Here is a 22,309-nt window from a genome sequence, read left to right as displayed (position 1 = left end):
GTTTGCTATCTGAACACGGACCGTCTATTCGACAGCGAACTCGATGCCGGTTATCTCGAACCTCGCACCGCCCGTAGATCCTTCAGTGACCTGTATCTCCCAATCGTGTGCCTCAACGATCTCCTTGACGATGTTCAGGCCAAACCCAGATCCCCCCTCCCTAGTTGAATAGCCTGCCTCGAATACAACTTCCCGCTCGGATTTTGGGATTCCTGGACCGTCATCTTCTACGTAAAATCCCCCTCCTAACCCGCCGGCTGTCACCGTCACCTCACCGCTTCCCTGTTCCACAGCGTTTCTGAACAGGTTCTCGAATATCTGTTTCACCCGGCTGGCATCCGCTCGAATCGTGCGATCCACGTCCGCGACAAGAGTGGCCGCTTCAGTATCCACGTTCCTCCAACAACCATTCACCAGGTCGGCAAGGGCAACCGGTTCGGGATCAGCGACAGTCTCACCCTGGCGGGCCAGAACGAGGAGATCAGCGATCAACCGTTCCATTCGCCTGTGGGCGTCTTCAATCGTCTCGAGGTGCTTGCTATCACAGTCATCCATAGCCAACTCCAAGCGTCCACTCGCTACATTCAACGGGTTACGAAGGTCGTGGGAGACCACGCTTGCAAATAACTCCAGTTGTTCGTTCCGGTCCTGAAGTGAGTCCTTCCCGGCATTCAGGTCGGATACAGTTCGGAACAAGCCCACCATGACTTCTCGTTTTGCGAGTTCAACGGTCCCGATGCGTACCTCCACGGGGATGGCCTTCCCGTCGGCCGTTATTAGTGTCGGTGGCGAGCCATTCGGGAGTCGAGTGATCGTTTCTGCATCTCCGTAGGGAGGGCCAAACACCGCCCGATATCGGTCACCATCGCCTTCAGGGAACAAGACTTCTAGTCGTTCACCAAGGAGTTGATCCTTGGATGTACCAAGTAACGTATCGAAAGCCGAGTTGGTTTCGATAATTTCGTCGCTCTCGATATCCGTGACGATGACCGGGGCCGGGATCTCTTCGAGCAACGCTTGATACCGCTCCTTCAATGCGGAAACCTCCCGTTCGTGCTCTTTCCGGTCGGTTACATCCCGGCTCGCGATGAGATGTTGTCCGGGGACGAAATCGGTTTTTGCGGTATATTCGACTGGATTTACTCCCCCGTCCGCACTGGCGATCTGCATCTCATCGCGTTTCATTTTGGCCGCCTGGATCTCGCCCCATTCGGCTTCGAAATCGAAATCGTCCGGCAGGAAATCTTTCATCGACCGACCCATCAACTGCTTTCTATCCAGGCCATAGAGCCTGGCCGCTTCCTTGTTTACATCGAGTATGCGGGCCTGGTCGTCGGCAATTGTTATAGCATCTCCAGCCTCTTCGAAGGCGGCTTTATACTGGTCCCGGGCCCGAACGAGGTCCCGTATTGGCTGTTCGCTCTCACCCACCGGCATCCGAGGAACCGTCACCGTCAGCGTCGTTCCCGCATCAGTGACTGTTGCATCGACCGATCCATCGTGGCTAGATACGATCCAGTGAGCGAGCCACAGTCCCAGACCACTCCCATGCATCAGTGGTGTTTCCGACCCGGAGCGAAGTACCTCGATTTCTTGACTGCCGAGGCCCGGGCCATCGTCGGCAATCCGAACCTCGATGGCGTTCGGAACCGATTCGATAGATATTTCGATAGTAGCGTGCTCGCCGCTGTGTTTGACGGCATTCTCGATCAGTTCCCGCATTGCCCGTTTGAAACTCGGGAAAACAGCCACCAAAACGTCCTCATCGGTGTCGATAGAAATCGATGCCGAAGGAAATTCCGTGCGAAAACTCGCAATAACATCGCCAATGATACCCCGAATGTCCGACTGATCGCGTTCCGCGTCGCTTGCAACGATCTCGTCGAGTTCCCTGGCCTTTTGGCTCAAGCGGATGAGTTTGTCAATACTCTGCAGTGCCCGCTGTCCATACTGGGAATCCGTCAAGGACTCCGACATCATTTGCGTGTAGCCACGTATGATGGCCAACTCGTTCCGCAAATTGTGTCTGAGCACTCGATTGAGGACGAGACTGAGATTCGTCTGTTTCATCAATTGGGACTCGTGTTGCTCGGTTTCGAGTTCCCGTCCGAGCATGTGCGAGATGAGTTCGGCGACTAGTTTCTCCCCGTTCCCAAATGGTTTGCTCCGGGACTCTACAGAAACGAAACAAACGGTGCCATATGTCTCCCCATCGAGGACGATTGGAGTGCCGAGATAGCAATGGATGCCGTGGGTTTCGAATGCCGGGTCATCTTCCCAGCCCTGGTTTGGGGCATCACTGAGACTTAATTGGGATTGGGGCCCGACTATTCGGCGGCAGTAAGTGCTGCCAAGATCAAGTTCGAGGCCTGGAGGAAACGATCCTTCAGGTGAATCGGTACTGACGAGCGTTTCCCAGTGATCGGTTTCTTCGTCAATCCGAGTGAGATGGCCGTTATCTACTGACAGAAAGTCTCTACCCAGTTCGAGAGCCTGTCTGGCTTTTTCCTCGAAAGGGGTGTTTTGTCGGAAGACGTCATTCAATTCTTGTACAATCGATTCGATGGCCCTTACCGACTCGTCGCTACGATCCGCTTTTGCTTGATCGGAAGGGAAACCAGTCATACACGATTTTACGCATGGATGGTCAAGTCAGAACGGGTTGGTAAATCAGGGACTATAAGCCACCATTGTTGGCGGTTGTGCTACTAAAAAGTGTAAGCGAATTGATTTAGTCAGGCCCCTTTTTGGCGAGTTTGTGGATCAGGACTTCCCAGTCTGGCACCGCTTGTCCGTTCCGAATCTCATAGCTTGTTTCGATGCTCACGCCGTTCTCGTAGGCTGATCGAAGCAGTTGAACCAACGATTCTTCGAGCTCCTCGGCCGTGGAGATGCCGTCATGACTCGTCGAATTTTCGTCCATGATAGTATTGGAGAGGGCACCGGTCTGCTAGTCACAGTCACTTGCCAGTGGCCACCGAATCTCGTGCTGATTTGGGTGACGGATCCGGTTGTGTTACCTGTCCGTATCTTCTGTTACCAATTCCAGCGGGTAAAGGCTGCTGGAAAGCCTGGTATACCAAGCTCTACCACTTCTGTAGCCAGTCATAGTGAGGTATCTATACCTGTATGGAGAGTATACTTTGAAACAGATGTCAGTAATTGCAGACATTGACTTTTCTCCAGAGTCTTTCGAACTGGGTCGGATTCTGCGTGTGGAGGATGGTGTCGTAGTGGAAGTGGAATCGATGGTTCCGCTGGGCGAATCCATCATTCCATATATTTGGATTTACGAGCCCCATCGGGACGGGTTCGAGGCCGCGGTCAAAAACCACCCATCCGTCGAGAGTTTCGAGGTTCAGGAAGTTCACGATGACCGAACGCTCTATGCCCTCGAGTGGCGAGCGTCACGGGACCTTGTAATCAAGGGGATTCGAGAGGGGGGTGCACAGCTGCTCGAAGCGACAGGGACGGGGCACAACTGGCGGTTCGAACTTCGGTTCCCGAGTCACGATGCCCTTTCTGATTTTCAAGACTACTGTTTGAGCGCGGATATCGAGATGGAGGTGATCCGGATCTACAACCCGACGAAACCAGACACGGGACCCTGGTATGGACTGTCGGTCCCACAACGGGAGGCACTCATGTTGGCTTTCAGGGAAGGGTACTTCGACATACCCCGCCAAATTTCCACCAAGGAACTGGGCAACAGGCTTGGCATCTCGGATCAGGCTGTCACGGAGCGTCTCCGCCGGGGAACGTCCACGCTCCTCGCCCACTCCGTAATGATCGAGGAACTCCAGCAGGCGGCGGAGTCGGACGAATAAATCCCTTTGGTAGCCAAGTCAAACTGTTACAGGCAGGGAAAGAAAAGCAACAGCTGAATCACGGTGACTGTATTCAAATGGTAGATGTCGACAACCAGATACAGAACTTTCCGCCGAGTGCCAAACTCGTTTTAAAGGTCCTCGAATACAACTCTGCGTTAACCCAAAAGCAAATCGTGAACGAAACCCGGCTGTCTCAGCGGACAGTCAGAGACGCACTCAGCCGACTCATCGATGGGGATATCGTCGAGAAAAACCTCTACGTTCCGGACGCGCGGCAAAGCCTCTACACAATCTCAACGTCCACGTATTCGGAAACCGCGGAAATGAGCAAAGCGTAATGGCCGAACTATGAGGCAACTCGACTAGCCCACTATACAAACCGAACAGGATCCAAGAATTCCCCGAATCCGCACTGACCCGCGTTCTCGCGCCAGCGTCCGCGCCGTCTCAAAAACCGGAGACAAAACATATCGGGACGGCGTTCGGCTGGGTAGTCACTCCGACTGGAGCGTGTCGAACCGCGATTCGAGGTCCGCAAGCGTCGAGCGGTACTGTTCGATCTGGGTCGCCAGCCGGTCCTCGAACGTATCGAGCTGCGCGTGCATGTCTTCGGAGAGCTCCCCGGACTGGCCCTCGATCTCGGCCTGGAGGGACTCGTACTGGTCGACGACCACTTCCAGCGCGTCCAGCGTCCGGGCCTCGAAGTCGTCGTTCGCATCGAGGATGAGGTCCAGCTGGGCATCGAGACTGCTGAGCGCCCCGTCGACCGCCGCCTCGTACTCCTCGATACCCGCTTCGGCCGCTTCATCGGCGGACTCGACCACGTCGTCCTGGGCCGCGAGCAGGTCGTCGAAGCCACCCTCGACGGCCTGACGGAGGTCTTCGAGGGCCGCCTCGTCGGTCGGCGTGGTTGCCTCGATGGCGTCGAGGATGTCCTCGATCGCTCGCTGGCCGACCTCCAGGGTCCGCCGGTGGACGTCCGTGCCCTCGACTGCAGCCGAACGCATGGCCGCGGCGAACGCCGCCGGGGCACTCGCCGACTCCTCGGCGAACTGTTGTCCCTGCTCGATCACGTCGCGTTGCATCTCGAACATCGCCCCGAAGGGCGAGTCGTCGGTGGAATCGGTGTCCTCAGTCATTGTCCTGGTTGCGCTTGAGCGGCACGATCACTGCCTGGACGATGTCACCCTCGCCGAGGTCGAGGACCTCGCGTTCGGCGTCGGGAATGCTGATCCGGCCGCCGCTCTGGATCCGGGTCTTGAACGTCGCCGTCCCCTGGACCGCCTCCAGCGGGAAGGTCTCGGGCGTGGGAGCCGCATCGAGCATGGCTTCGGTCATCTGTGCTGAGGTTTCCGTCGCGTCGGAGCCCGCCTGTCCCATCGCCTTCGCAAAGGCCGAGGGAAACATGGCGGGGTTGGAGTCGTCGTCTGTCATTGCGACACCTGATCATTCGTCCGGGGGCACATAAGTGTTCCCACTAAATGGTTTTCTGCCCCTTTTTCCACCAGCTCTTGGTATTTTTTGGTATTAGCCGGTGGGATTTGGATGTTTCGCGTTCTGCCCCTGCTCCTCGAGGACTGGACACAGCCAGGGGCTGGCCCGGGGTCGGGCCGCGAACGACACCTAGATACGTCCGCCACCCCCAGCCATCCGCATGGAGGTGGCGCTCGTCATCCTCGACGGCTGGGGACTCGGCGACCACGACCGATTGAACGCGATCGAGGCCGCCAGCACCCCGACGTTCGATCGCTACTGGAAGACGGGCGTCACCGGCACCCTCCGCACCGACGGGCCAACCGTGGGCCTGCCGGAGGGACGCATGGGAAACAGCGAGGTGGGCCATCTCACCATCGGGGCCGGGCGACCGCTGGACCAGCCGGCCCTCCGCATCGATCGGCAGATCGAGGCCGACACCTTCTGCGAGAACGAGGCACTCCAGACCGTCTTCGACGACACCAGACAGCAGGACGGACGGCTGCACCTCATGGGACTGGTCAGTGACGGCGGCGTCCACGCCGATCAGGCCCACTTACACGCGCTCATCGAGTGTGCCGCCGAGGAGGGCCTGGAGGTGGTGATCCACGCCTTCATGGACGGTCGGGACACGAGCCCGACCGCCGGCGAGGCGTTCATCACCGAACTCGAATCCGAAATCGAGCGGGTCGGAACTGGCTCGATCGCAACCGTCTCCGGCCGCTACTACGCGATGGACCGGGACGGGAACTGGGAGCGAACCAAACGGGCCTACGACGCGATCGTGAACCGCGAGGCGACACATGAGGCCAAGTCGGCTCGGGCCGCCGTCGAGCAGTCCTACGACCGGGGGGACACCGACGAGTTCATCGAACCGACACTGATCACGGGCGGGCCGGCACTCGAATCCGGTGACGGCGTGGTCTTCTGCAACTTCCGGGCCGATCGGGCACGCCAGCTGACACGGATGCTCGCGGACATCGATCCCGCCTGGCCCCAGTCCACGGAGCCACCAGAAATTGCGCTCGCGACGATGACCGAGTACGATCGTCGCTTCGATCTGCCCGTCCTCGTCGAACCAAACGAGCCCGAAATCACCCTTGGCGCGGTCCTCGAACGGGCCGGGTTGACACAGCTCCGGATCGCCGAGTCCGAGAAGTACCCCCACGTCACCTACTTCCTCAACGGCGGCCGCGAGATCGAGTTCGAGGGCGAAATCCGGGAGATCGTCGCCAGCCCGGACGTGCCGACCTACGATCAAAAGCCGGAGATGAGTGCGGCCGGGGTCACCGACGCCGCGGTCCGGATCATCGACGAGCAGGACCCGGACGTGCTCGTCCTCAACTACGCGAACCCCGACATGGTCGGGCACACGGGCGACTACGAGGCGACGATCGAGGCCGTCGAGACCGTTGATGCCGAACTCGATCGACTGGGCACGGCCATCCGAGACGCGGGCGGCCACCTGCTCGTGACTGCCGACCACGGCAACGCCGAGGACATGGGCACACCGGAGACGCCACACACGGCCCACACGTTCAATCCAGTGCCGTTCATCTCGATCGATCCCACGGACGGCGACGGCCGCATTCGCGAGGGTGGCACCCTCGCGGACCTCACGCCGACGATCCTCTCGATTCTCGGACTCGACCGCCCCGAGGGGATGACGGGCCGCTCCCTGCTCAGGAATTAGGGTCTCTCGTACACGAGCTCGCCGTCGACGACCGTCAGGTCCACCGACACGTCCGAAGCCGGCCGTTCCCAGGGGGAATCAGAGAGCACGATTACGTCCGCGGGGGCCCCGACCTCGATCGTCCCCGGAGACCCGCCGCGGGCGAGGGGCCCACCGCGCGTCCCCGCCCGCAGCGCCTCCGTCACGGCAAGTCGCTGTTCCGGGCCGGGCGCGGACCGCAGGCGCTCGATCGCCCGAAACGGGGCCATCGAGAACCCGTCGCTCCCGAGCGCGAGTGACACGCCGGCCGCATGCAGCCGACCGTAGCGACCACCACGCTGTGAATCGGCGCTGTCGGGCCTGCCCGGGCTGGCGACGACTGTCGCCAATCGCTCTGCGAGCGCCCGTATCTGATCGTCACGCACCCGGTCGGCGCGGTCGATCACGAGGCCGTCTTCGAATTCCGAGAGCACGTCATCGAGGGCCTGCTCGTCGGTTGCCAGGGGCCGGACGGTGAGCCCCGCGGCCGCTGCCGCCTCGTTGAGCGCCGCGAGCGACGGGAGCGTCGATTCGTCGGCCGGCTGCTGGTCGACGTCGACCCGGATCGCCCCCATCCGCAAGCGATCGTTCCCCGCGCCGGATGGGATTCCGAGGGTTCTCGCCGCCGCAATGGGGTCACCGGCGTTCCCGACTGGCGGCCGGCGGTCCACCTGCACCCGCAGCGACAGCGCCCCCATCCGATCGAGGTCCTGATAGGCGCGGGCCGTCGTGGCGGTCAACACGTCATCCTGGACCGCGGTGACGCCGTGTCGGTGGGCGTGTTCGATCCCCGCCTCGATCAGGTCCCGGGTCCGGTCACGGTCCGGAGCGAGCGCTCCCCAGACCGGCTGCGAATCGGGCCACTCGACGACACCGCTCTCCACTGGCTCGTGGCCGATTGCTGCGAGCGCGGCCGAGTTGAGCGTCATCGTCTTTCGGTCCCTGCTGATCACGACGACGGGCCGGGTCTCGCTCACGGCGTCGAGATCGGTCCGATCGAGCGAGGCGTTCGGCGAGCCGACACCGACGATCCACTCCCGGTCCCGGTCCGCGTCGGCTCGGAGTCGGGAACGTGCCGTCTCCGGATCCACACCGGAGAGATCGGCGCGACGGCGGCGAAGCCCGATTCCCAGCAGGTGGGCGTTCGCGTCCACGAAGCCCGGGATCACCGGCCGGCCGTCGAGATCGATTCGGGTGGTCTCGATCCCCTCCAGGAACTCGACCTCGTAGGTGTCCGCGACACGGACCACGGTCCCGTCACGGACGGCGAACGCCTCGGCGGTCCGGTCCGGGTGTGCGAGCGTGTGGACCTCGCCATCGACGAAGATCGCGTCGGCGGGTGCAGCCATATCCCAACGGACGGGCCGGCGAGCAAAACGGTTGGGTTTCCGGACTCAGAGTCGGCGAAAGCCAGCGGCACCCCGGACCACCAGCCCCTGGCGGGCGAGTTTCTCCAGGATCTCGCGGACGGCATCTGGCGGCACCCCGTGCTCGCTCGCGTACTCCACGATCGCTGCCTCGGTCGGTTCATCGAGGGCGTCCAGGGCCGCCAGCACGCGGTCACGACGACTCATCGAGCCGGTGTCGTCTTCGGTGGCGGCCGCGGCGACCCGATCCGGGTCCAGGCCCTGCCCCTCGAGGTACTCGCGGTCGTCGACCCCCGCAGATTCGATCGCCGCGGCCATCTCGCTCACGGAGTCCAGTTTCTCGTAGGCTTCCGCCCGGTCCTGGGCGCTCGCGAGCATCGCCGAGCGAACCTCCCGGGCCGCCTCGCGGTCCTCGGTCGTGGTGAACTTCTTGAGCCGGTCGAACTGGTGGCGGGCCCCACAGCGCGGGCACGTGGTCGTCTCGGGCCGGTCCGCGACGATCCAGAGTGCCTGACAGTTCGAGCAACCCACCACGGCGTACATAGGTCACAGTGGTCGGTCCGCCCTGTTAAACCTCATCGACCCGGTCGAGGAAGGTATCGAAGGCCCCGCTCTCCGGATGGACATGGGTGTAGGTGCCGAGCGTGGCGTACTCGGTCAACCCGTCCCGCCCATCGCTGATGCCCTCGCCGCGTGACATCGAGAAGGCAAGCGTCGCATCCGAGTCGAGGGTCGTCGTGGAGTAGTGAAACTCGTGGCCCCGGCGGTGTTCACCCCGATTTGCGGTGAGGGTGTCCCGATCGGCCACCAGTTCGACGTGATCCAGCGCCTGGTAGCGCTCGGTCATCCGAATCTCGGCGGGCAGGACTCCAGCCATCCGGTAGCTGTCGCCCGCGGTGGTTTCAAGCGTCTCCGAGAGGGCCATCAGCCCGCCACACTCACCGAAGACGGGCGTGCCGGCCACAGCCCGCTCCCGGATCGCATCGAGGGTGTCGCTCGCTTCGAGTTCGGCGGCGAACCGCTCCGGATAGCCGCCAGGGAGGTAGATGCCCTCACACTCGGGGACGGGATCCCCAGCCACGGGCGAGAAGGTGCGGACGGTTCCAGCGGCTTCGAGGCGCTCGCGGGTGGCGGCATAGAGAAACGAAAAGGCCTGATCGCGCGCCAGTGCGATACAGGAATCAGTCTCGGGTGGATCGGGCACCGCTGGAGCGGTCGGGGGCTCACGAGCCGCATCGAGCAATCGGTCGGTCCGGATGTGCTCGGCGGCCGCAGCGAGTCCTTCGCGTGGCAGGGTGGCCTCCTCGCCCATGAAGAGTCCGAGGTGCCGATCCGGGATGTCCAGGTCCTCGCGGGGCGGGATGCGACCGAAATAGGTCAGGTTGTCGGGGAGCGCAGCCCGGATCCCGTCCTCGTGGCGGCCGCCGTGGGCCCGCTGAGCGATGATCCCGGCCACCTCGATGTCGGTCCCGGCCTGGGCGGCGTACTGCTGGAAGCCAAGCGCGGTCGCCGCCACGCTCTCCATCCCGGCTTTGGCATCGACGATCAGTACGACCGGCAGCGAGAGGGCCTCGGCGACCATCGCCGTGCTGGAGGCGTCACCGTCATAAAGGCCCATGACCCCTTCGACGACCGCCATGTCACCACTCCCACGGGCGTAGTTCCGGCGGACGCCATCCGGTCCCGCCATCCAGACATCGAGCGTGCGTGAGGGGCGGCCCGCGATCGCGGCGTGATGGCTGGGGTCGATGAAGTCCGGGCCCGCCTTCGCGGGCTGAACGTCGACTCCGGCCTCCTCGAGGGCCGTCATGACGACCAGCGAGGCGACGGTCTTGCCCACGCCGGAAGCCGTGCCGCCCAGGACGACGCCCTTCATGGGTGATGCTCCATGGCCAGCGTTCTGGCCTGCTCGAACTTCCCGGCTTCGAGTGTCTCGTGGATCCGGTCGTCTTCGAGAACATCCCAGAGGAATTCCCGACGGGCAGCCGACGGGAGATCCCCGGCCCGCTCGCGCAGTTCTGACTGGAGTTCGACCATCGGATCGAGGGCCTCGATCTCGGCTTCCAGTTGCTGCCTGAGGTACTTGCTCACGGCCGGACTCCCCCCGCCGGTGGCGATGCCGACCGTGAGGTTATCGCCCGAAATCACACTCGGCGTGATGGTCCGGCCGGTCTCGTCCACCCGGTTCACGAGCGCACCCTGTTCGGCCGCCCGGGCGGCGATCCGGTCGTTCAGCTCGGGGTCGTCGGTCGCGGGGATCACGAGAAACGCGTCGGTGGCGTACCAGGCCGCCAGGTCCCCGTCGATCTGTGTCCGGTGGAGCCGACAGTCGATCTCCGAGAAGCGCTCGTGGAAGGCAAGCGAGGGGACGACGACCTCGGCTTCCGTGGCAAACAGCGCGGCCTTCCTCGCGGCGACCGCGCCACCGCCGAAGATGACGACTCGCCGGTCCGCGAAATCGTGAAAGAGCGGGATCATCGTGGCCGACCGGACGCCCAGTCGATGTCGGGGACCCGATCCCGCATCGAGACGACCTCGCCGATGACCGTCGTCGCGGGGGGTTCGATGTCCGCCGCCGCAGCCCGGTCGACGACGGTTCCAAGCGTGGCGGTGAGGGTCTGCTGTTCGTCCCAGGTCACCTTCTCGATCATGGCGGTGGGGACATCGGCCGGAACGCCCCGGTCCCGGAGGCGGCCGACGTAATCCGGGAGGCGTTTGACACCCATCAGGACGATGAGGGTCTCGCCGCCCTCGACGCGTTCGGCCAGCGCGTCCCAGTCGACGTGATCCTCGCTCTTCTCCGCGGCCTCGTGTCCGGTGATGACGGTGAAACTGGAGGAAATCTCCCGGTGGGTGACCGGGATACCAGCCAGTTCCGGAGCTGCGACGACACTCGTCACGCCGGGCACGACCCGGAACGGCACGTCCCGGGCCGCGAGGAACTCCGCCTCCTCGCCGCCACGCCCGAAGACGACCGGGTCCCCGCCCTTCAGCCGAACCACGGACTCGCCCTGGCGAGCGCGATCCAGCATGAGATCGTGGATCTGGTCCTGGGTCGTCCGGGGCTGGGTGCGCTTGCCCACGTCGATGCACTCGGTCCCCTCCAGGGAGTCGACGATCGCCGCGCTCGTCAGCGAATCGTAGAGGACGACATCCGCACTCTGGAGGAGTTGCCAGGCCCGGACGGTCAACAGCCCGGGATCACCCGGTCCAGCGCCAACCAGCGCGACCGATCCGCCCTCCCTGACCCAGAGTTCGGCTGGCGAATCGGTGCCACAGGCCATCTCGACGGCGGACTGCTCGGCGGCCGCCTGTCGGTCGTCGAATTCGCCGTTCAACCGCGTCATCGCCCGTCCAACCGGTGGCGTCGGCGTCTCCGCGGTCACGCTGCCGAGCGGGGCAGTTGGCCCCGCACCCGATCGGCCCGGCGATTGGTTCGTCTCTGTCCGGGCCCGCCCAGGATTGCCCGCCGACTCCCGTGAATTCCCCATGTTACCCGAGGCTCTTGGCTCCGGCGTATTAAATCTAATTTTGTTTATCGCAATCCGAATTGTTTTAATTGACCCCCCAGAAGCTATTCCCACAGCATGCACATTGCAGAGGGGTTTCTGCCACCGATCTGGGCCGCGGCCTGGACACTGTTCGCCGCGCCGTTCGTCGCCTACGGGACCTATCGGGTCGCGACCTACGTGCGGAAATCGCCGGAGCGAATGGCGATGCTGGCCCTCGCCGGCGCCTTCATGTTCGTGCTCTCGGCGATGAAGTTCCCCTCGGTCACCGGGAGCACCTCCCATCCCACCGGGACGGGCATCGCCATCGTGCTCTTCGGCCCGGCCGTGACCGCCGTGCTCTCGACCATCGTCCTGGTCTATCAGGCACTGCTGCTCGCTCACGGCGGGATCACCACGCTCGGGGCGAACGTCGCCTCGATGGGGATCATCGGTCCCGCGATCGGCTGGCTGGGCTACCGTGCCGTCCGTGACCGGACGGGCATCGTCACCGGGACCTTCGTGGCGACGGTGCTGGCCAACTGGGCGACCTACATCGTCACGTCAGTGCAACTCGGAGCGGCGTTCCCGGCTGCGGGCGGAATCGCCGGGGTCCTCGCGGCTGCGGGGAACTTCGCCGCGGTCTTCGCGGTGACACAGCTACCGATCGGGATCGTGGAGGGGGTGATCGCCGCCGCGATGATCAAACAGCTTCTGGCGGTCAAACCCGCTGTGACGTCGAAACTGGGGGTGTCGACGTGAACCGACTCTCACTGCTCGCGGGGCTCGCCGTGATCGGCCTCCTCCTGATTCCGGTCCTGGCACCCGGAATCGGTGCCTGGGGCGGGGCGGACGGGGCCGGAATGGCACTGGTCGCCGACCAGGAACCCGCCTACGAGCCGTGGTTCGAGTCGATCTGGACGCCGCCATCCGGCGAGATCGAATCCGTACTGTTCAGCCTCCAGGCAGCGATCGGGGGCGGAATCATCGGCTACCTGCTTCGTGGCTGCCCGGACAACTGAGATGCACACGACACTCGAGGGCGTCCAGCAATCGGCAACCCCCGCGATCAGGGGGCCGCTGCAGGTGTATGTCGTCCTTTTTGCCCTCGTGTTGACCCTCGCCGCCCCGACCCGACTGGGCCAGGCAGTCGCCGGGCTCTGTTTTCTCGGCCTCACGATCGATGCGGTGGGTGTCCGACCCCTGCGCTGGCTCGGGGTGCCCGTGTTCTTCCTCGCTCCCGGGCTCGCGGTCGTGCTGGTCACGGCCCCCGGCGCGGTGCTTTACGGACTGGGGCCGCTCACAGTGACCGACACCGGACTGCAAACGGCGCTTGACACCACCGTTCGGTCACTTGCCACCCTCTCGATTCTGGCCTATTTGATCGCCTCGACGCCCGTCTCGACGGTCGTGCTGACCCTCCGGCAGGCAGGACTTCCGAACGTGCTCGTCGAGTTGTTCCTCTATGTCTACCGGGCCATCGCGACGGTTATGGCAGAGGCCCAGCGGATGCACACCGCCGCGACCGCACGGGCCGGGTTCGGGAATCGGCGGGCCACGCTCCGGACGATGAAACTGCTGGCAAGCGCGCTTTTCGTCCGCACGATCGGTCGCGTCGAGGCCCTCGACGAATCGCTCCGGGCCCGATGCTACGACGGCGAACCGCCGGCCCAGGCCCACGTGGAGAGTGAGGGCTATGGCTACGCGCTCGGCGTGCTCGGGCTACTCGTGGGGGTGCACCTGCTTTGACCCTCCGCACCGAGGGCGTCGCCTTTGCCTACCACGGGTCGCCGGTGCTGACGGGCGTCGACTTCACGGCCGAGACCGGCGTGGTGACCGCCTTGCTCGGCCCGAACGGGGCCGGCAAGTCCACCCTCCTCAAGCACTTCAACGGGCTCCTGCGGCCCGACGCGGGACGGGTGCTGGTGGACGGAACCCAGATCCAAGACGACGAGGCGACGTTGCGGGAGGTACGATCCCGGGTGGGCTTTGTCTTCCAGAATCCCGCGGATCAACTCATCGCGCCCACAGTTCGCCAGGACGTGACCTTCGGCCCGCGAAACATCGGGGTCGCCGACGCGGTGGACGTGGACAGCCTGCTCGCCCGGGTGGGACTACCCGACGCCGGTGACCGGCATCCACACACGATGAGCAACGGCGAACAAAAGCGAATCGCCCTGGCCGGCGTCCTGGCGATGGACCCGGATTACGTCGTCATGGACGAGCCGACGGCCGGGCTCGACGGGGACGGAGCCGCCCAGTTCGTGGCCCTGATCGAGGACCTGGTCGCCGAGGGCGTCACCGTCCTCCTCTCGACACACCACGTCGGCTTCGCCACGACCGTCGCGGACCGGATCGCCGTCCTCGCGGACGGAGAAATCACGTACGAGGGCCAGGACATCGACCGGGAGACGGCCGTCCAGTTCGGCCTCCGGACCTGGGCCCTCTAAGGAAGGTGAGTTTGTCCTACTACAAACGATATTGTTTTAGTCGGGCGTCCGTTTGGTCACGACGATGGGACGGATCTCGCTCCCCGAATCGACCGCGCCGGGCCCCACCAAACCGGCAGTCAGGGCCCTGGTCCTGTGGAAACTCGACCTGGAACCGGACGACCACGTCGTCGACGTGGGTGCCGGGACCGGGGCTGTAACGCTCGAAGCCGCCCAGGTCGCCGGTCGGGTCACCGCGATCGAGCGGGATCCGGACCGGGTGGCGGCAATCCGAACGAACCGGGAGGCCTCGACCGTCGAAGGGACGGTGTCCGTGACACAGGCTGTTGCGCCCGAGGGGCTGCCGGACGCCGCCGACGCCGTCTTCGTCGGTGGCACGCGGAACCTCGATGGCGTGCTCGACTGGGTCGAGCAAGTCGGCCCGCGGACAGTCGTCCTGAACGCGGCCCGACTGGAGACGGCCGTTCGAGCCATCGGCGAGTTCCGGGCGCGGGATTTCGAGCCCGAAATCCGGCGGATCGCGATCGGAACGGGACAGGACCTGGCCGGCGAGACGGCGATCGAACCCCAGCGACCAGTGTACATGATCGCCGGCACCCCGGGGGGTGGGGCATGACCCTCTACGGCGTTGGGCTGGGTCCCGGCGACCCGAAGTTGGTGACAGTCCGCGGGAAAGAGATCATGGAGCGAGCCGAGCGGGTGTACGCACCGGGTGATCTGGCCGAGCAAATCGCCGGCGAGTTCGTTCCGGACGCCCGAATCGAGCAACTTTCCTTCCCGATGACCCGTGACAAGAGCGCACTGCGGGCCGCCTGGGAGGACGCCGCCGAGGCCGTCGCCCCCGCCGCCGAGACGGAGACAGTCGCCTTCGTGACCATCGGCGACCCGAAGATCTACTCCACGTTCTCGCATCTGGAGCAGGCGATGGCGGACTATCCGGCGGTCGACGTCGAGACCGTCCCGGGCGTGAGTGTCCTTTCGGCCTTCACCGCGGCGATGGACGTGACGATCGACGGCGGCGCGATCGACGTACGGGAGGCCCGGGCCGGCGTTCCCACGGACGGCCCCGACCAGTGTCTCCTGCTGAAGGTGACCGACGTGACAACGACACACCAGCAACTGACCGCGGCCGGCTACGACGTGACCTACGGTCGACGACTCTTCATGAACGACGCCACAGTGACCACGGACCCCACGAATCTCGACGACGACTACTTCACCGTCGCGTTCGCCACACGGGGGCGATCAGCATGACCGGCGTTCCCTGGCAGCAGGGCGAAGCGATCCCCTTCGTCGGGGCCGGGCCGGGCAACCCCGAACTCATCACGGTCGCCGGCCGCGAGGCCCTCGAAGGCGCCGACCTGGTGGTGCATGCCGGGTCGCTCGTCAACAGCGACGTACTAGAAGCCTACGCCCCGGACGCTCGATGGGTCGACAGCGCCGGCAAAGACCTCGAAACGCTGGTCGAGACCATGGCCACTGCTTACGAGGACGGCGAGGCGGTCGTCCGGTTGCACAGCGGGGACCCCTCGATCTTCGGGGCCGCCCTCGAACAGATCGACACGCTGGCCGAGCGGTCGATTCCGGCCTACGTGATTCCGGGCGTGACCGCGGCCTTCGCCGCGAGCGCCACGCTTGGCACCCAGCTTACCCTTTCGGGGATCGCCAACCACGTGGCGATCACGCGCCCGCGCGGAAAGACCCTCAACGCCGAGCAGGATCACGTGACCGACTTCGTCGGGATGGGCGATGTGACGACGGCAGTCTACCTGGGCACACATGCCATCGAGGGGATGATGGATCGGCTGCTCGAAGCCGGCGAGGATCCCGAGACGCCGGTCGCCGTGGTCTATCACGCCTCCTGGCCCGACGAGGACGTGATCAAGGGGACGATCTCGGACATCTGGGCCCAGGTCGAAGCGGCCGGCTACCAGGCGAGCGCGCTCGTGCTGATCGGCGAGGCGGTCACCGGCGGCGGGTACGACCGGTCGCATCTCTACGGCGGCTGGGCGAGCGACGAAGGTGATGGTCCGTGACCGGGGAGAGCGAGGTCGATTCGGTCGCGGTGATCGCCTTCGAGCGGGACACGGAGGCGGCCGCCGAAATCGCCACAGCCCTGGAAGCGCCGGGCCGGACCGTCGAGCACGTGGAGTATGCTGAAGGCGTGTTCGAGGCCGCCTGGGACCGGGATGCCATCGTGGCCGTGATGGCCAGTGGCATCGTCGTCCGGAAGATCGCCCCGCTCCTGGAGGACAAGTGGACCGACCCGGCCATCGTGGCAATCGACGCGGATTGTACCTGGGCGCTACCCCTCGTTGGCGGCCATCACGGCGCCAATCGGCTTGCAGCGGAACTCACCGCCGTCGAGGCCGTGCCGGCCGTAACCACGGCGACGGAGGCCGCCGGAAAACAGGCCGTTGAAGGGCGGGCCGAGGCACTCGATGCGACCATCGAGACCCCGGACTCCACGGTCGCGACGAACCTCGCCGTGCTCCGCGAAGCGCTGGGGCCGGTCGAGCGCCTCGAAGGGCCGCGGGCGGTCCTGGTGGACGAGGACGTGACCGTTCTCCGGGAGTCGGGCGACGCCGACCTGGTCCTGGGAACCGGCTGTCGCGCCGGAACCGACGCCGAAACCTGCAAGCAGGCCTGGCGTGGGGCGCTCGAAGCCGTCGATCGCGAATTCTCGGAGGTGGCCTTTGTCGCGACCGGCGACCTGAAGGCCGAAGAGCCGGGGTTGCGCGAGGCAGCCGCGGATCTGGACCTCGGGCTGGTGACCTTCGGGCAGGAAACCCTGGAGCGCTTCGAGGGGCCCAGTCCATCGAAGGCCCGGGAACTGACCGGCTGGCCCGGTATTGCCGAGTCCAGCGCGCTCGCCGGCGGTCGCGATCACGAATTAGTGGCCGAAAAGCGGCGGTTCGAGGACCGGGTCACGGTGGCGATCGGCCGATGACCGAGTGGCCAACGGCTGCCCACGTCACCCGCCCGAAGGACGGGGCGGACGGCAAGCTACTCGTCGTCGGAATCGGTCCTGGCCGCCCCGATCACCTGACACAGGCGGCCCGCGAGGCGATCCAGGCAGCTGATACGGTCTATGCGGCTTCGCTGTATCAGGAGTTCCTGGACGAAGCGGGGCTACTCGACGATTCGGCGGTGATCGAGTCGCGTCGGGAGGCAAAAGAGCGCCAGGCCCGAGAGACCTTCGACCGGGTTCGGGCGGGCGAGACAGTCGTCCACGTCTCAGGGGGCGACCCGAACGTGTACGGGAAATCCGACCTGCTCGTGGCGCTGGCCGAGACCGAGGCCGATGGCGAGATCCCGATCGAAATCGTCCCCGGGGTGACCGCCGCGCTGGGCGGGGCGGCCCTGCTGGGCGCGCCGCTCTCGAATGACTGCTGTACGATTTCACTCTCGAGTCAGCGCCGCGAGCAGGCCGAAATCGACGAGAAGCTCGCTGCGGCGACCAGGGCCGGTTTCGTGCTCGTGCTCTACAACGGCTGGCGCTCGCTCCCCGAGGCGCTCTCGATCGTCAACGAGCACCGCGCCGGATCGGTGCCGGTCGCGATTCTCGAAGACGTCGGCCGGGGGGACCGTGGCCGCAATCCGGCCGGCGAGACCGTCACGATCTCGCGACTGGCCGACGCCGCGTCCGAACTCAACGTACAGACCCCGGGCACGCTCGTCGTGATCGGGACCGAAGCCTCTCGCGTGCTCGAACCGGCCGGCGACGGCCGGCCGTTTTTCGTCACGCCACGGGGCGATACGACACCATTTCACCAATGACAGAGAGACCCAGCGACCCCGAGACGGGACCAGACGAGACGAATCGAACGACAGCGGACGTCGGCCGCCTGGTAGCCGTCGGCATCGGCCCGGGCCATCCCGAGGGGATGACAGTTCGGGCCCAGGAAGCCCTCAAGGCCGTCGACCACATCGTTGGCTACGAGACCTACATCGACCTGCTCCCGAAATCCCTGGTCGACGCCGCCGAGTCGGTCTACGCGACCGGCATGGGCAGCGAGGTCGAGCGAACCGAATCGGCGGTCGACCGGGCGCTCGACGGCGCGTCGGTCGCGCTCGTCGGGAGCGGCGACCCGAACGTCTACGCGCTCGGCGGCCTCGTCCTCGAAGTCCTCGAATCGCGGGATGTAGCGCCCGCAGCTGTGGACTTCGAGGTCGTACCAGGAGTGCCGGCGGCCCAGTCGAGTGCCGCCCGCCTGGGCGCCCCGCTCGTGAACGACGCGGTGACGATCAGCCTCTCGGACCATCTCACCACCCGCGAGGAGATCGAATCGCGGCTCCGGGCAGTCGCCCCCGAGGACTTTGCCATCGCCATCTACAACCCCTGGAGCCCGAACCGCGCGGCGATCTTCCAGCAGGCCTGTGAGATCCTGCTGGAACACAGGGCACCCGACACGCCGGTGGGCATCGTCCACGGTGCCGGGCGGGCGGACGAGCAGACACGCCTGCTCACCCTCGGCGAACTGCCCGAGATGGGCGACGCCGCGGTCCTGGATATGACCGCGACCATCGTCGTCGGCACCGAGGAGACACGCATCTGGGGCGATCGCATGATCACGCCCCGCGGCTACGAGCGAAAGTACGACTACTGAGAGGATCCATCATGACAACGAACACACCGGTGTTACTCGCCGGACACGGCTCTCGACGCGAGGAATCGAACGAACAGGTCAAGGAAGTCGCGGCGGCCCTGGAGGACCGCCTGGGCGAGCGGGTCATGCCCGCCTACATCGAGTTGACAGAGCCGCTCATCGACGAGGGGATCGAGACGCTGGCCCCGGAGGCGGAGTCGGTCACGGTCGTCCCGCTCTCCCTGTTCGCGGCGGGGCACGTGAAAAACGACATCCCGCTTTTCGTCCAGCACGCCCGCCAGGCCTACCCCGAGGTCGAGTTCGACTACGGTTCGAACCTGGGGGCACGCCCGGAGATGATCGAGATCGTCGCCGACCGCATCAGCGAGACCGCCGCGACGATGGACGCCGACCCGGAGACCGACGACGTCGCCGTGGTCTTTGTCGCCCGCGGGTCGAGTGATCCCGACGCCAACGCCGAGGCCTACCGTCTCGCCCGACTCGTCCAGGAGGGACGGCCCTACACACGAGTCGAGCCGACCTTCATCGGCATCACCGAACCGCGCCTCGATCAGACCCTGACCGAGGTGAGTCGCCACGAACCGGACGCGGTGATCGTCATGCCCTACATGCTCGGCGATGGAGTTCTCAACCAGCGGATCGCGGATACCGTCGCGGAGTACGACACGGCACACCCGGAGATCGAAACTGCACACACCGACGTCTTAGGCGTCGACGAGCGGCTCATCCGGGCGCTGGAACACCGGGTCATGGAGGCCCGCCAGGGCACGGTCTCGATGTCCTGTGATCAGTGCATCTACAAGGTCACACTCGAAGACTACGAGGACGAAGTCGGCGGCGAGAAGGCCTTTGTCCACTCGCTGGAGCATACCCTGGCCCACGTGAGCGACGACCACGAACACAGCCACGACCACGGGGATGGCCATGGCGACGGCCACGATCACAGTCACGGTGACGGAGACGACCACAGTCACGGAGAAGGAGGGGGTCATGACCACGGACATGGCCACAGCCACGGGGATGACCACGGGCAGGGAGAAGGAGAGGGTCATGACCACGGACACGACCACGACCATGGCCATGAACACGACCACGGGGACTGTGACGGCCACGGCAACTGCGGCCACGAGTAGTCCGGACTGACTAGTCGTTCGCGGATTTCCTGACAGCCTGAACCGATGCCTCGGAGAGTTCTTCGAGTGGGATCGCTCGGGCCCCGGCGGCGGTCACCAGATCGTCGATCAGGGCGGCCCGGTCCCCCGGCTGACTGGCGTCGACCACCAGCACCTCCCCGGCCGTCTCGCCGAGGGCAGTGGCTGCTTCGCGAGTCGCCGCCGTGGGACTGCCCGCGGCGACGTTGGGGCGGCCGTCGGTCACCACGACGGCGACGCTCACGGCCGGGTCGGCCCGCTCGATCAGCTCGCTTGCGGTCTCCAGGCCGGCCGGCAGCGGGGTGCGGTCGCCGGCCGGCAGGTCCTTGAGATGTCGCGCGGCAAGCGAGACGCTGTCGGTCGGGGGCAGGAGGACCTCCGCGTCGTCGCCGGCAAAGGCCACGAAGGCGACCTCGTCCCGCTCCTCGTAGCTCTCCTTGAGCAGTTCGAGCACCGTCCCCTTGGCCGCCCGCATCGCGGGCCGCATCGAAGCGCTGGCGTCGACCGCGAACACCACGAGGGCCGTCGCCGATCCCGCACGGACCGACTGACGGAGGTCCCGCCGCTCGAGGGACTCACTGCCACGCTTGGCTCCCTCCCGCACCGACGCCGCCACGTCCACGTCCGCGGCCGATTCGGCGGGCGCGGTTCGGATCCGCGGGCCGTCGGCGTCGACGGCCGGATCAGTTTCGGCCCGTCCCGATCCGGCCGGGTCGGACCCCGACTGGGCGGAGGGGTCGATCTGGAGGTCGGGGGCGGCACCCGACCCAGGTGACGGGGAAGCGGTGCCGGGTGGCGGCCGGGCCGTCTGTTCGTCCGCCGACGCCTCCGCGTCCGAATCGCCCTCGTCGCCAGCTTGTTCCTCGGTATCCCTGTCATCGCCGTCACGGCCCGCTTCCTGCCCGTCGCCGGGTTCGGCTTCGGTCTCGCGGCCGCCCGTCCCACCGCTTTCCGATCGGGCGGGCGGGGAATTGGGCTGTCGAGAACGGTTCGTATCACCACTTCCCTCGGGGTTCGAATCGCCGCTTCCTGTAGCGTTCGAGTCGCCACGTCCGCTGGCGGTCGAATCGACATCCCCCTCGCCTCGGCCCTGACGCTGGTCACCGTCTCCGGACCCGCCCCCGGGTTCGGCCTCATCCCCAGCCGACTCCTCGCCCTGGTGGTCTGGCTCCGGCGGTTCGGGATCGTCGTCGCCGAAGTGATCCGCAAGCACGTCCTCCAGGGGTGTGTGCTCCTCGAACGGGCGGCTCTGGAGACGATGGGGGAGCGCGTAGCGAAGCGCGGCCTCCACGTCGGCCTCCCGAACAGTCTCGCGGCCGTCCAGCGCCGCAAATGTTCGTGCCGCCCTGGCCGCGGCGATGTCGCCACGATGGCCGTCCACGCCGGCGTCGACACAGACCTCGGCGATGGTTCCGGCGAGTTCCGTCGGGAGCGCGACCGTTTCGAGTGCCGCCCGAGCGTCGAGAAGCGTCTCGCGGAGCCGCGTTATCTCCTGCTGGTGTGCCTCAGCCGGATCGCTCGTGGGGTCGCGTTCCAGCGCGGATTCGACGATCGCCACCCGCTCATCGAGATCCTCGCTTCCGGTCACCTCGACCTGGAGCGCGAAGCGATCCCGGAGCTGTGGCCGGAGGTCCCCCTCCTCGGGATTCATGGTCCCGATCAGCGTGAAATCCGCCGGGTGGGTCTCGCTCACGCCGTCCCGCTCGACCCGGTTGACGCCGCTGGCGGCGGCATCGAGCAGCACGTCCACCAGATGATCGTCGAGCAGGTTCACCTCGTCCACGTAGAGAAAGCCCCGATTCGCCTGGGCGAGCAGGCCCGGCTCGAAGGTCGACTCACCGTCGAGCGCGTCCGAGAGGGAGAGCGAACCGACGACGCGCTCGCGGGTGGCCCCCAGTGGCACCGTGACCAGCGGGACGGGCCGGGTCTCGACCGGCGGATCGCTTCGCGTTCGACACGAGTCACACTGGCGAGCGGGATCATCGGGCGGACAGCCGTAGGGACAGTCCGCGACCGCACGCTGGGTCGGGAGCAGGTCCACGAGCCCCCGGACCGCCGTCGACTTCGCCGTCCCTTTCTCGCCCTGAATCAACAGGCCGTCGATGGCGTCGTTCGCCGCGACCGCGAGCAGCGCCCGCTTGAGGCGATCCTGCCCCACGATCGCCGGAAACGGGACGTCGGACTGAAACCCAACCATACTTGTAGTAGACCAACCCGAGTATAATAAGG

General features: G+C 65.4%; 24 protein-coding genes. 14 read left to right on the top strand and 10 right to left on the bottom strand.

Features of this window, described 5'->3' with window-relative positions:
- Positions 1 to 24 precede the first annotated feature (24 nt).
- Together RH831_RS04250 and RH831_RS04245 are read right to left on the bottom strand one after the other, a co-directional pair.
- The gene (locus RH831_RS04250) at positions 25 to 2,625 is read right to left on the bottom strand and encodes an ATP-binding protein (protein WP_310553022.1); all 2,601 of its coding nucleotides are present in this window, start codon (positions 2,623 to 2,625) and stop codon (positions 25 to 27) included.
- A gap of 106 nt (positions 2,626 to 2,731) precedes the next feature.
- Positions 2,732 to 2,923 (bottom strand): hypothetical protein, encoded by a 192-nt coding sequence (locus RH831_RS04245; RefSeq protein WP_310553021.1) that lies wholly within the window; start codon positions 2,921 to 2,923, stop codon positions 2,732 to 2,734.
- 229 nt (positions 2,924 to 3,152) lie between these two features.
- Here RH831_RS04245 and RH831_RS04240 point away from each other — a divergent pair, with 229 nt between their 5' ends.
- Together RH831_RS04240 and RH831_RS04235 are read left to right on the top strand one after the other, a co-directional pair.
- Positions 3,153 to 3,827 (top strand): helix-turn-helix domain-containing protein, encoded by a 675-nt coding sequence (locus RH831_RS04240; protein WP_396275457.1) that lies wholly within the window; start codon positions 3,153 to 3,155, stop codon positions 3,825 to 3,827.
- Between the two features lie 77 nt (positions 3,828 to 3,904).
- Positions 3,905 to 4,168 carry a helix-turn-helix domain-containing protein gene (locus RH831_RS04235; protein ID WP_310553019.1) on the top strand — a complete coding sequence of 88 codons (264 nt, stop codon included), beginning with the start codon at positions 3,905 to 3,907 and terminating at the stop codon, positions 4,166 to 4,168.
- 156 nt (positions 4,169 to 4,324) lie between these two features.
- On the opposite strand, the gene RH831_RS04230 is transcribed toward RH831_RS04235, so the two are convergent.
- Both RH831_RS04230 and RH831_RS04225 read right to left on the bottom strand, forming a co-directional pair.
- On the bottom strand, positions 4,325 to 4,969 hold the full coding sequence (locus RH831_RS04230) for a hypothetical protein (RefSeq protein ID WP_310553018.1): 645 nt from the start codon (positions 4,967 to 4,969) through the stop codon (positions 4,325 to 4,327).
- The gene (locus RH831_RS04225) at positions 4,962 to 5,264 is read right to left on the bottom strand and encodes an AbrB/MazE/SpoVT family DNA-binding domain-containing protein (protein ID WP_310553017.1); all 303 of its coding nucleotides are present in this window, start codon (positions 5,262 to 5,264) and stop codon (positions 4,962 to 4,964) included. Before RH831_RS04225 ends, RH831_RS04230 begins: the two co-directional genes overlap by 8 nt.
- A gap of 220 nt (positions 5,265 to 5,484) precedes the next feature.
- Between RH831_RS04225 and gpmI the strand changes: the two genes are divergently transcribed.
- Positions 5,485 to 6,996 carry a 2,3-bisphosphoglycerate-independent phosphoglycerate mutase gene (gpmI, locus tag RH831_RS04220; RefSeq protein WP_310553016.1) on the top strand — a complete coding sequence of 504 codons (1,512 nt, stop codon included), beginning with the start codon at positions 5,485 to 5,487 and terminating at the stop codon, positions 6,994 to 6,996.
- Here the strand turns inward: gpmI and RH831_RS04215 are convergent.
- The 5 genes from RH831_RS04215 to cobA are packed head-to-tail and all read right to left on the bottom strand — an operon-like array spanning position 6,993 to position 11,872.
- Positions 6,993 to 8,363 carry an amidohydrolase family protein gene (locus RH831_RS04215; protein ID WP_310553015.1) on the bottom strand — a complete coding sequence of 457 codons (1,371 nt, stop codon included), beginning with the start codon at positions 8,361 to 8,363 and terminating at the stop codon, positions 6,993 to 6,995. The two genes, gpmI and RH831_RS04215, sit on opposite strands and share 4 nt — an antisense overlap.
- A 45-nt stretch (positions 8,364 to 8,408) precedes the next feature.
- Positions 8,409 to 8,924: a DUF5817 domain-containing protein gene (locus RH831_RS04210; protein WP_310553014.1), complete on the bottom strand. Its 516-nt coding sequence runs from the start codon at positions 8,922 to 8,924 to the stop codon at positions 8,409 to 8,411.
- Positions 8,925 to 8,949: 25 nt separating this feature from the next.
- A complete protein-coding gene (locus RH831_RS04205) occupies positions 8,950 to 10,257 on the bottom strand; it encodes a cobyrinic acid a,c-diamide synthase (RefSeq protein ID WP_310553013.1) in 1,308 nt (435 codons plus the stop codon).
- A complete protein-coding gene (locus RH831_RS04200; protein WP_310553012.1) occupies positions 10,254 to 10,859 on the bottom strand; it encodes a bifunctional precorrin-2 dehydrogenase/sirohydrochlorin ferrochelatase in 606 nt (201 codons plus the stop codon). The genes RH831_RS04205 and RH831_RS04200 overlap by 4 nt, the downstream gene beginning before the upstream one ends.
- Positions 10,856 to 11,872, bottom strand: coding sequence for a uroporphyrinogen-III C-methyltransferase (gene cobA, locus RH831_RS04195; protein ID WP_310553011.1), 1,017 nt, complete (start codon positions 11,870 to 11,872; stop codon positions 10,856 to 10,858). Before cobA ends, RH831_RS04200 begins: the two co-directional genes overlap by 4 nt.
- A 96-nt stretch (positions 11,873 to 11,968) precedes the next feature.
- Between cobA and RH831_RS04190 the strand changes: the two genes are divergently transcribed.
- The 11 genes from RH831_RS04190 (at position 11,969) to RH831_RS04140 (ending at position 20,062) form a co-directional block, all read left to right on the top strand.
- Positions 11,969 to 12,631, top strand: coding sequence for an energy-coupling factor ABC transporter permease (locus tag RH831_RS04190; protein WP_310553010.1), 663 nt, complete (start codon positions 11,969 to 11,971; stop codon positions 12,629 to 12,631).
- Entirely contained in the window at positions 12,628 to 12,891 is a 264-nt protein-coding gene (locus RH831_RS04185; protein WP_310553009.1) for an energy-coupling factor ABC transporter substrate-binding protein, read from the top strand. The genes RH831_RS04190 and RH831_RS04185 overlap by 4 nt, the downstream gene beginning before the upstream one ends.
- Before the next feature lies 1 nt (position 12,892).
- Positions 12,893 to 13,618, top strand: a complete 726-nt coding sequence (locus RH831_RS04180; protein WP_310553008.1) for an energy-coupling factor transporter transmembrane component T — start codon at positions 12,893 to 12,895, stop codon at positions 13,616 to 13,618.
- Entirely contained in the window at positions 13,615 to 14,319 is a 705-nt protein-coding gene (locus tag RH831_RS04175) for an ABC transporter ATP-binding protein (RefSeq protein ID WP_310553007.1), read from the top strand. Before RH831_RS04180 ends, RH831_RS04175 begins: the two co-directional genes overlap by 4 nt.
- Positions 14,320 to 14,383: 64 nt before the next feature.
- On the top strand, positions 14,384 to 14,935 hold the full coding sequence (cbiT, locus tag RH831_RS04170) for a precorrin-6Y C5,15-methyltransferase (decarboxylating) subunit CbiT (protein WP_310553006.1): 552 nt from the start codon (positions 14,384 to 14,386) through the stop codon (positions 14,933 to 14,935).
- Positions 14,932 to 15,573 (top strand): cobalt-factor II C(20)-methyltransferase, encoded by a 642-nt coding sequence (locus tag RH831_RS04165; protein ID WP_310553005.1) that lies wholly within the window; start codon positions 14,932 to 14,934, stop codon positions 15,571 to 15,573. The genes cbiT and RH831_RS04165 overlap by 4 nt, the downstream gene beginning before the upstream one ends.
- Complete coding sequence (locus tag RH831_RS04160; RefSeq protein ID WP_310553004.1) at positions 15,570 to 16,355, top strand: SAM-dependent methyltransferase; 786 nt, start codon at positions 15,570 to 15,572, stop codon at positions 16,353 to 16,355. The genes RH831_RS04165 and RH831_RS04160 overlap by 4 nt, the downstream gene beginning before the upstream one ends.
- Entirely contained in the window at positions 16,352 to 17,269 is a 918-nt protein-coding gene (gene cbiG / locus RH831_RS04155; RefSeq protein ID WP_310553003.1) for a cobalt-precorrin 5A hydrolase, read from the top strand. Before RH831_RS04160 ends, cbiG begins: the two co-directional genes overlap by 4 nt.
- A complete protein-coding gene (locus tag RH831_RS04150) occupies positions 17,266 to 18,099 on the top strand; it encodes an SAM-dependent methyltransferase (protein ID WP_310553002.1) in 834 nt (277 codons plus the stop codon). The genes cbiG and RH831_RS04150 overlap by 4 nt, the downstream gene beginning before the upstream one ends.
- Positions 18,096 to 18,929: a precorrin-3B C(17)-methyltransferase gene (cobJ, locus tag RH831_RS04145; RefSeq protein ID WP_310553001.1), complete on the top strand. Its 834-nt coding sequence runs from the start codon at positions 18,096 to 18,098 to the stop codon at positions 18,927 to 18,929. The genes RH831_RS04150 and cobJ overlap by 4 nt, the downstream gene beginning before the upstream one ends.
- An 11-nt stretch (positions 18,930 to 18,940) precedes the next feature.
- On the top strand, positions 18,941 to 20,062 hold the full coding sequence (locus RH831_RS04140) for a sirohydrochlorin chelatase (protein WP_310553000.1): 1,122 nt from the start codon (positions 18,941 to 18,943) through the stop codon (positions 20,060 to 20,062).
- Between the two features lie 10 nt (positions 20,063 to 20,072).
- Here RH831_RS04140 and RH831_RS04135 read toward each other — a convergent pair whose 3' ends face one another.
- The gene (locus RH831_RS04135; protein WP_310552999.1) at positions 20,073 to 22,277 is read right to left on the bottom strand and encodes a VWA domain-containing protein; all 2,205 of its coding nucleotides are present in this window, start codon (positions 22,275 to 22,277) and stop codon (positions 20,073 to 20,075) included.
- Positions 22,278 to 22,309: the final 32 nt, after the last annotated feature.

The sequence above is a fragment of the Halodesulfurarchaeum sp. HSR-GB genome, assembly GCF_031432215.1.
Classification (GTDB): domain Archaea; phylum Halobacteriota; class Halobacteria; order Halobacteriales; family Halobacteriaceae; genus Halodesulfurarchaeum.
Note: the sequence above shows the minus strand (reverse complement) of the source record. Positions and strands in the feature narration are given on the sequence as shown.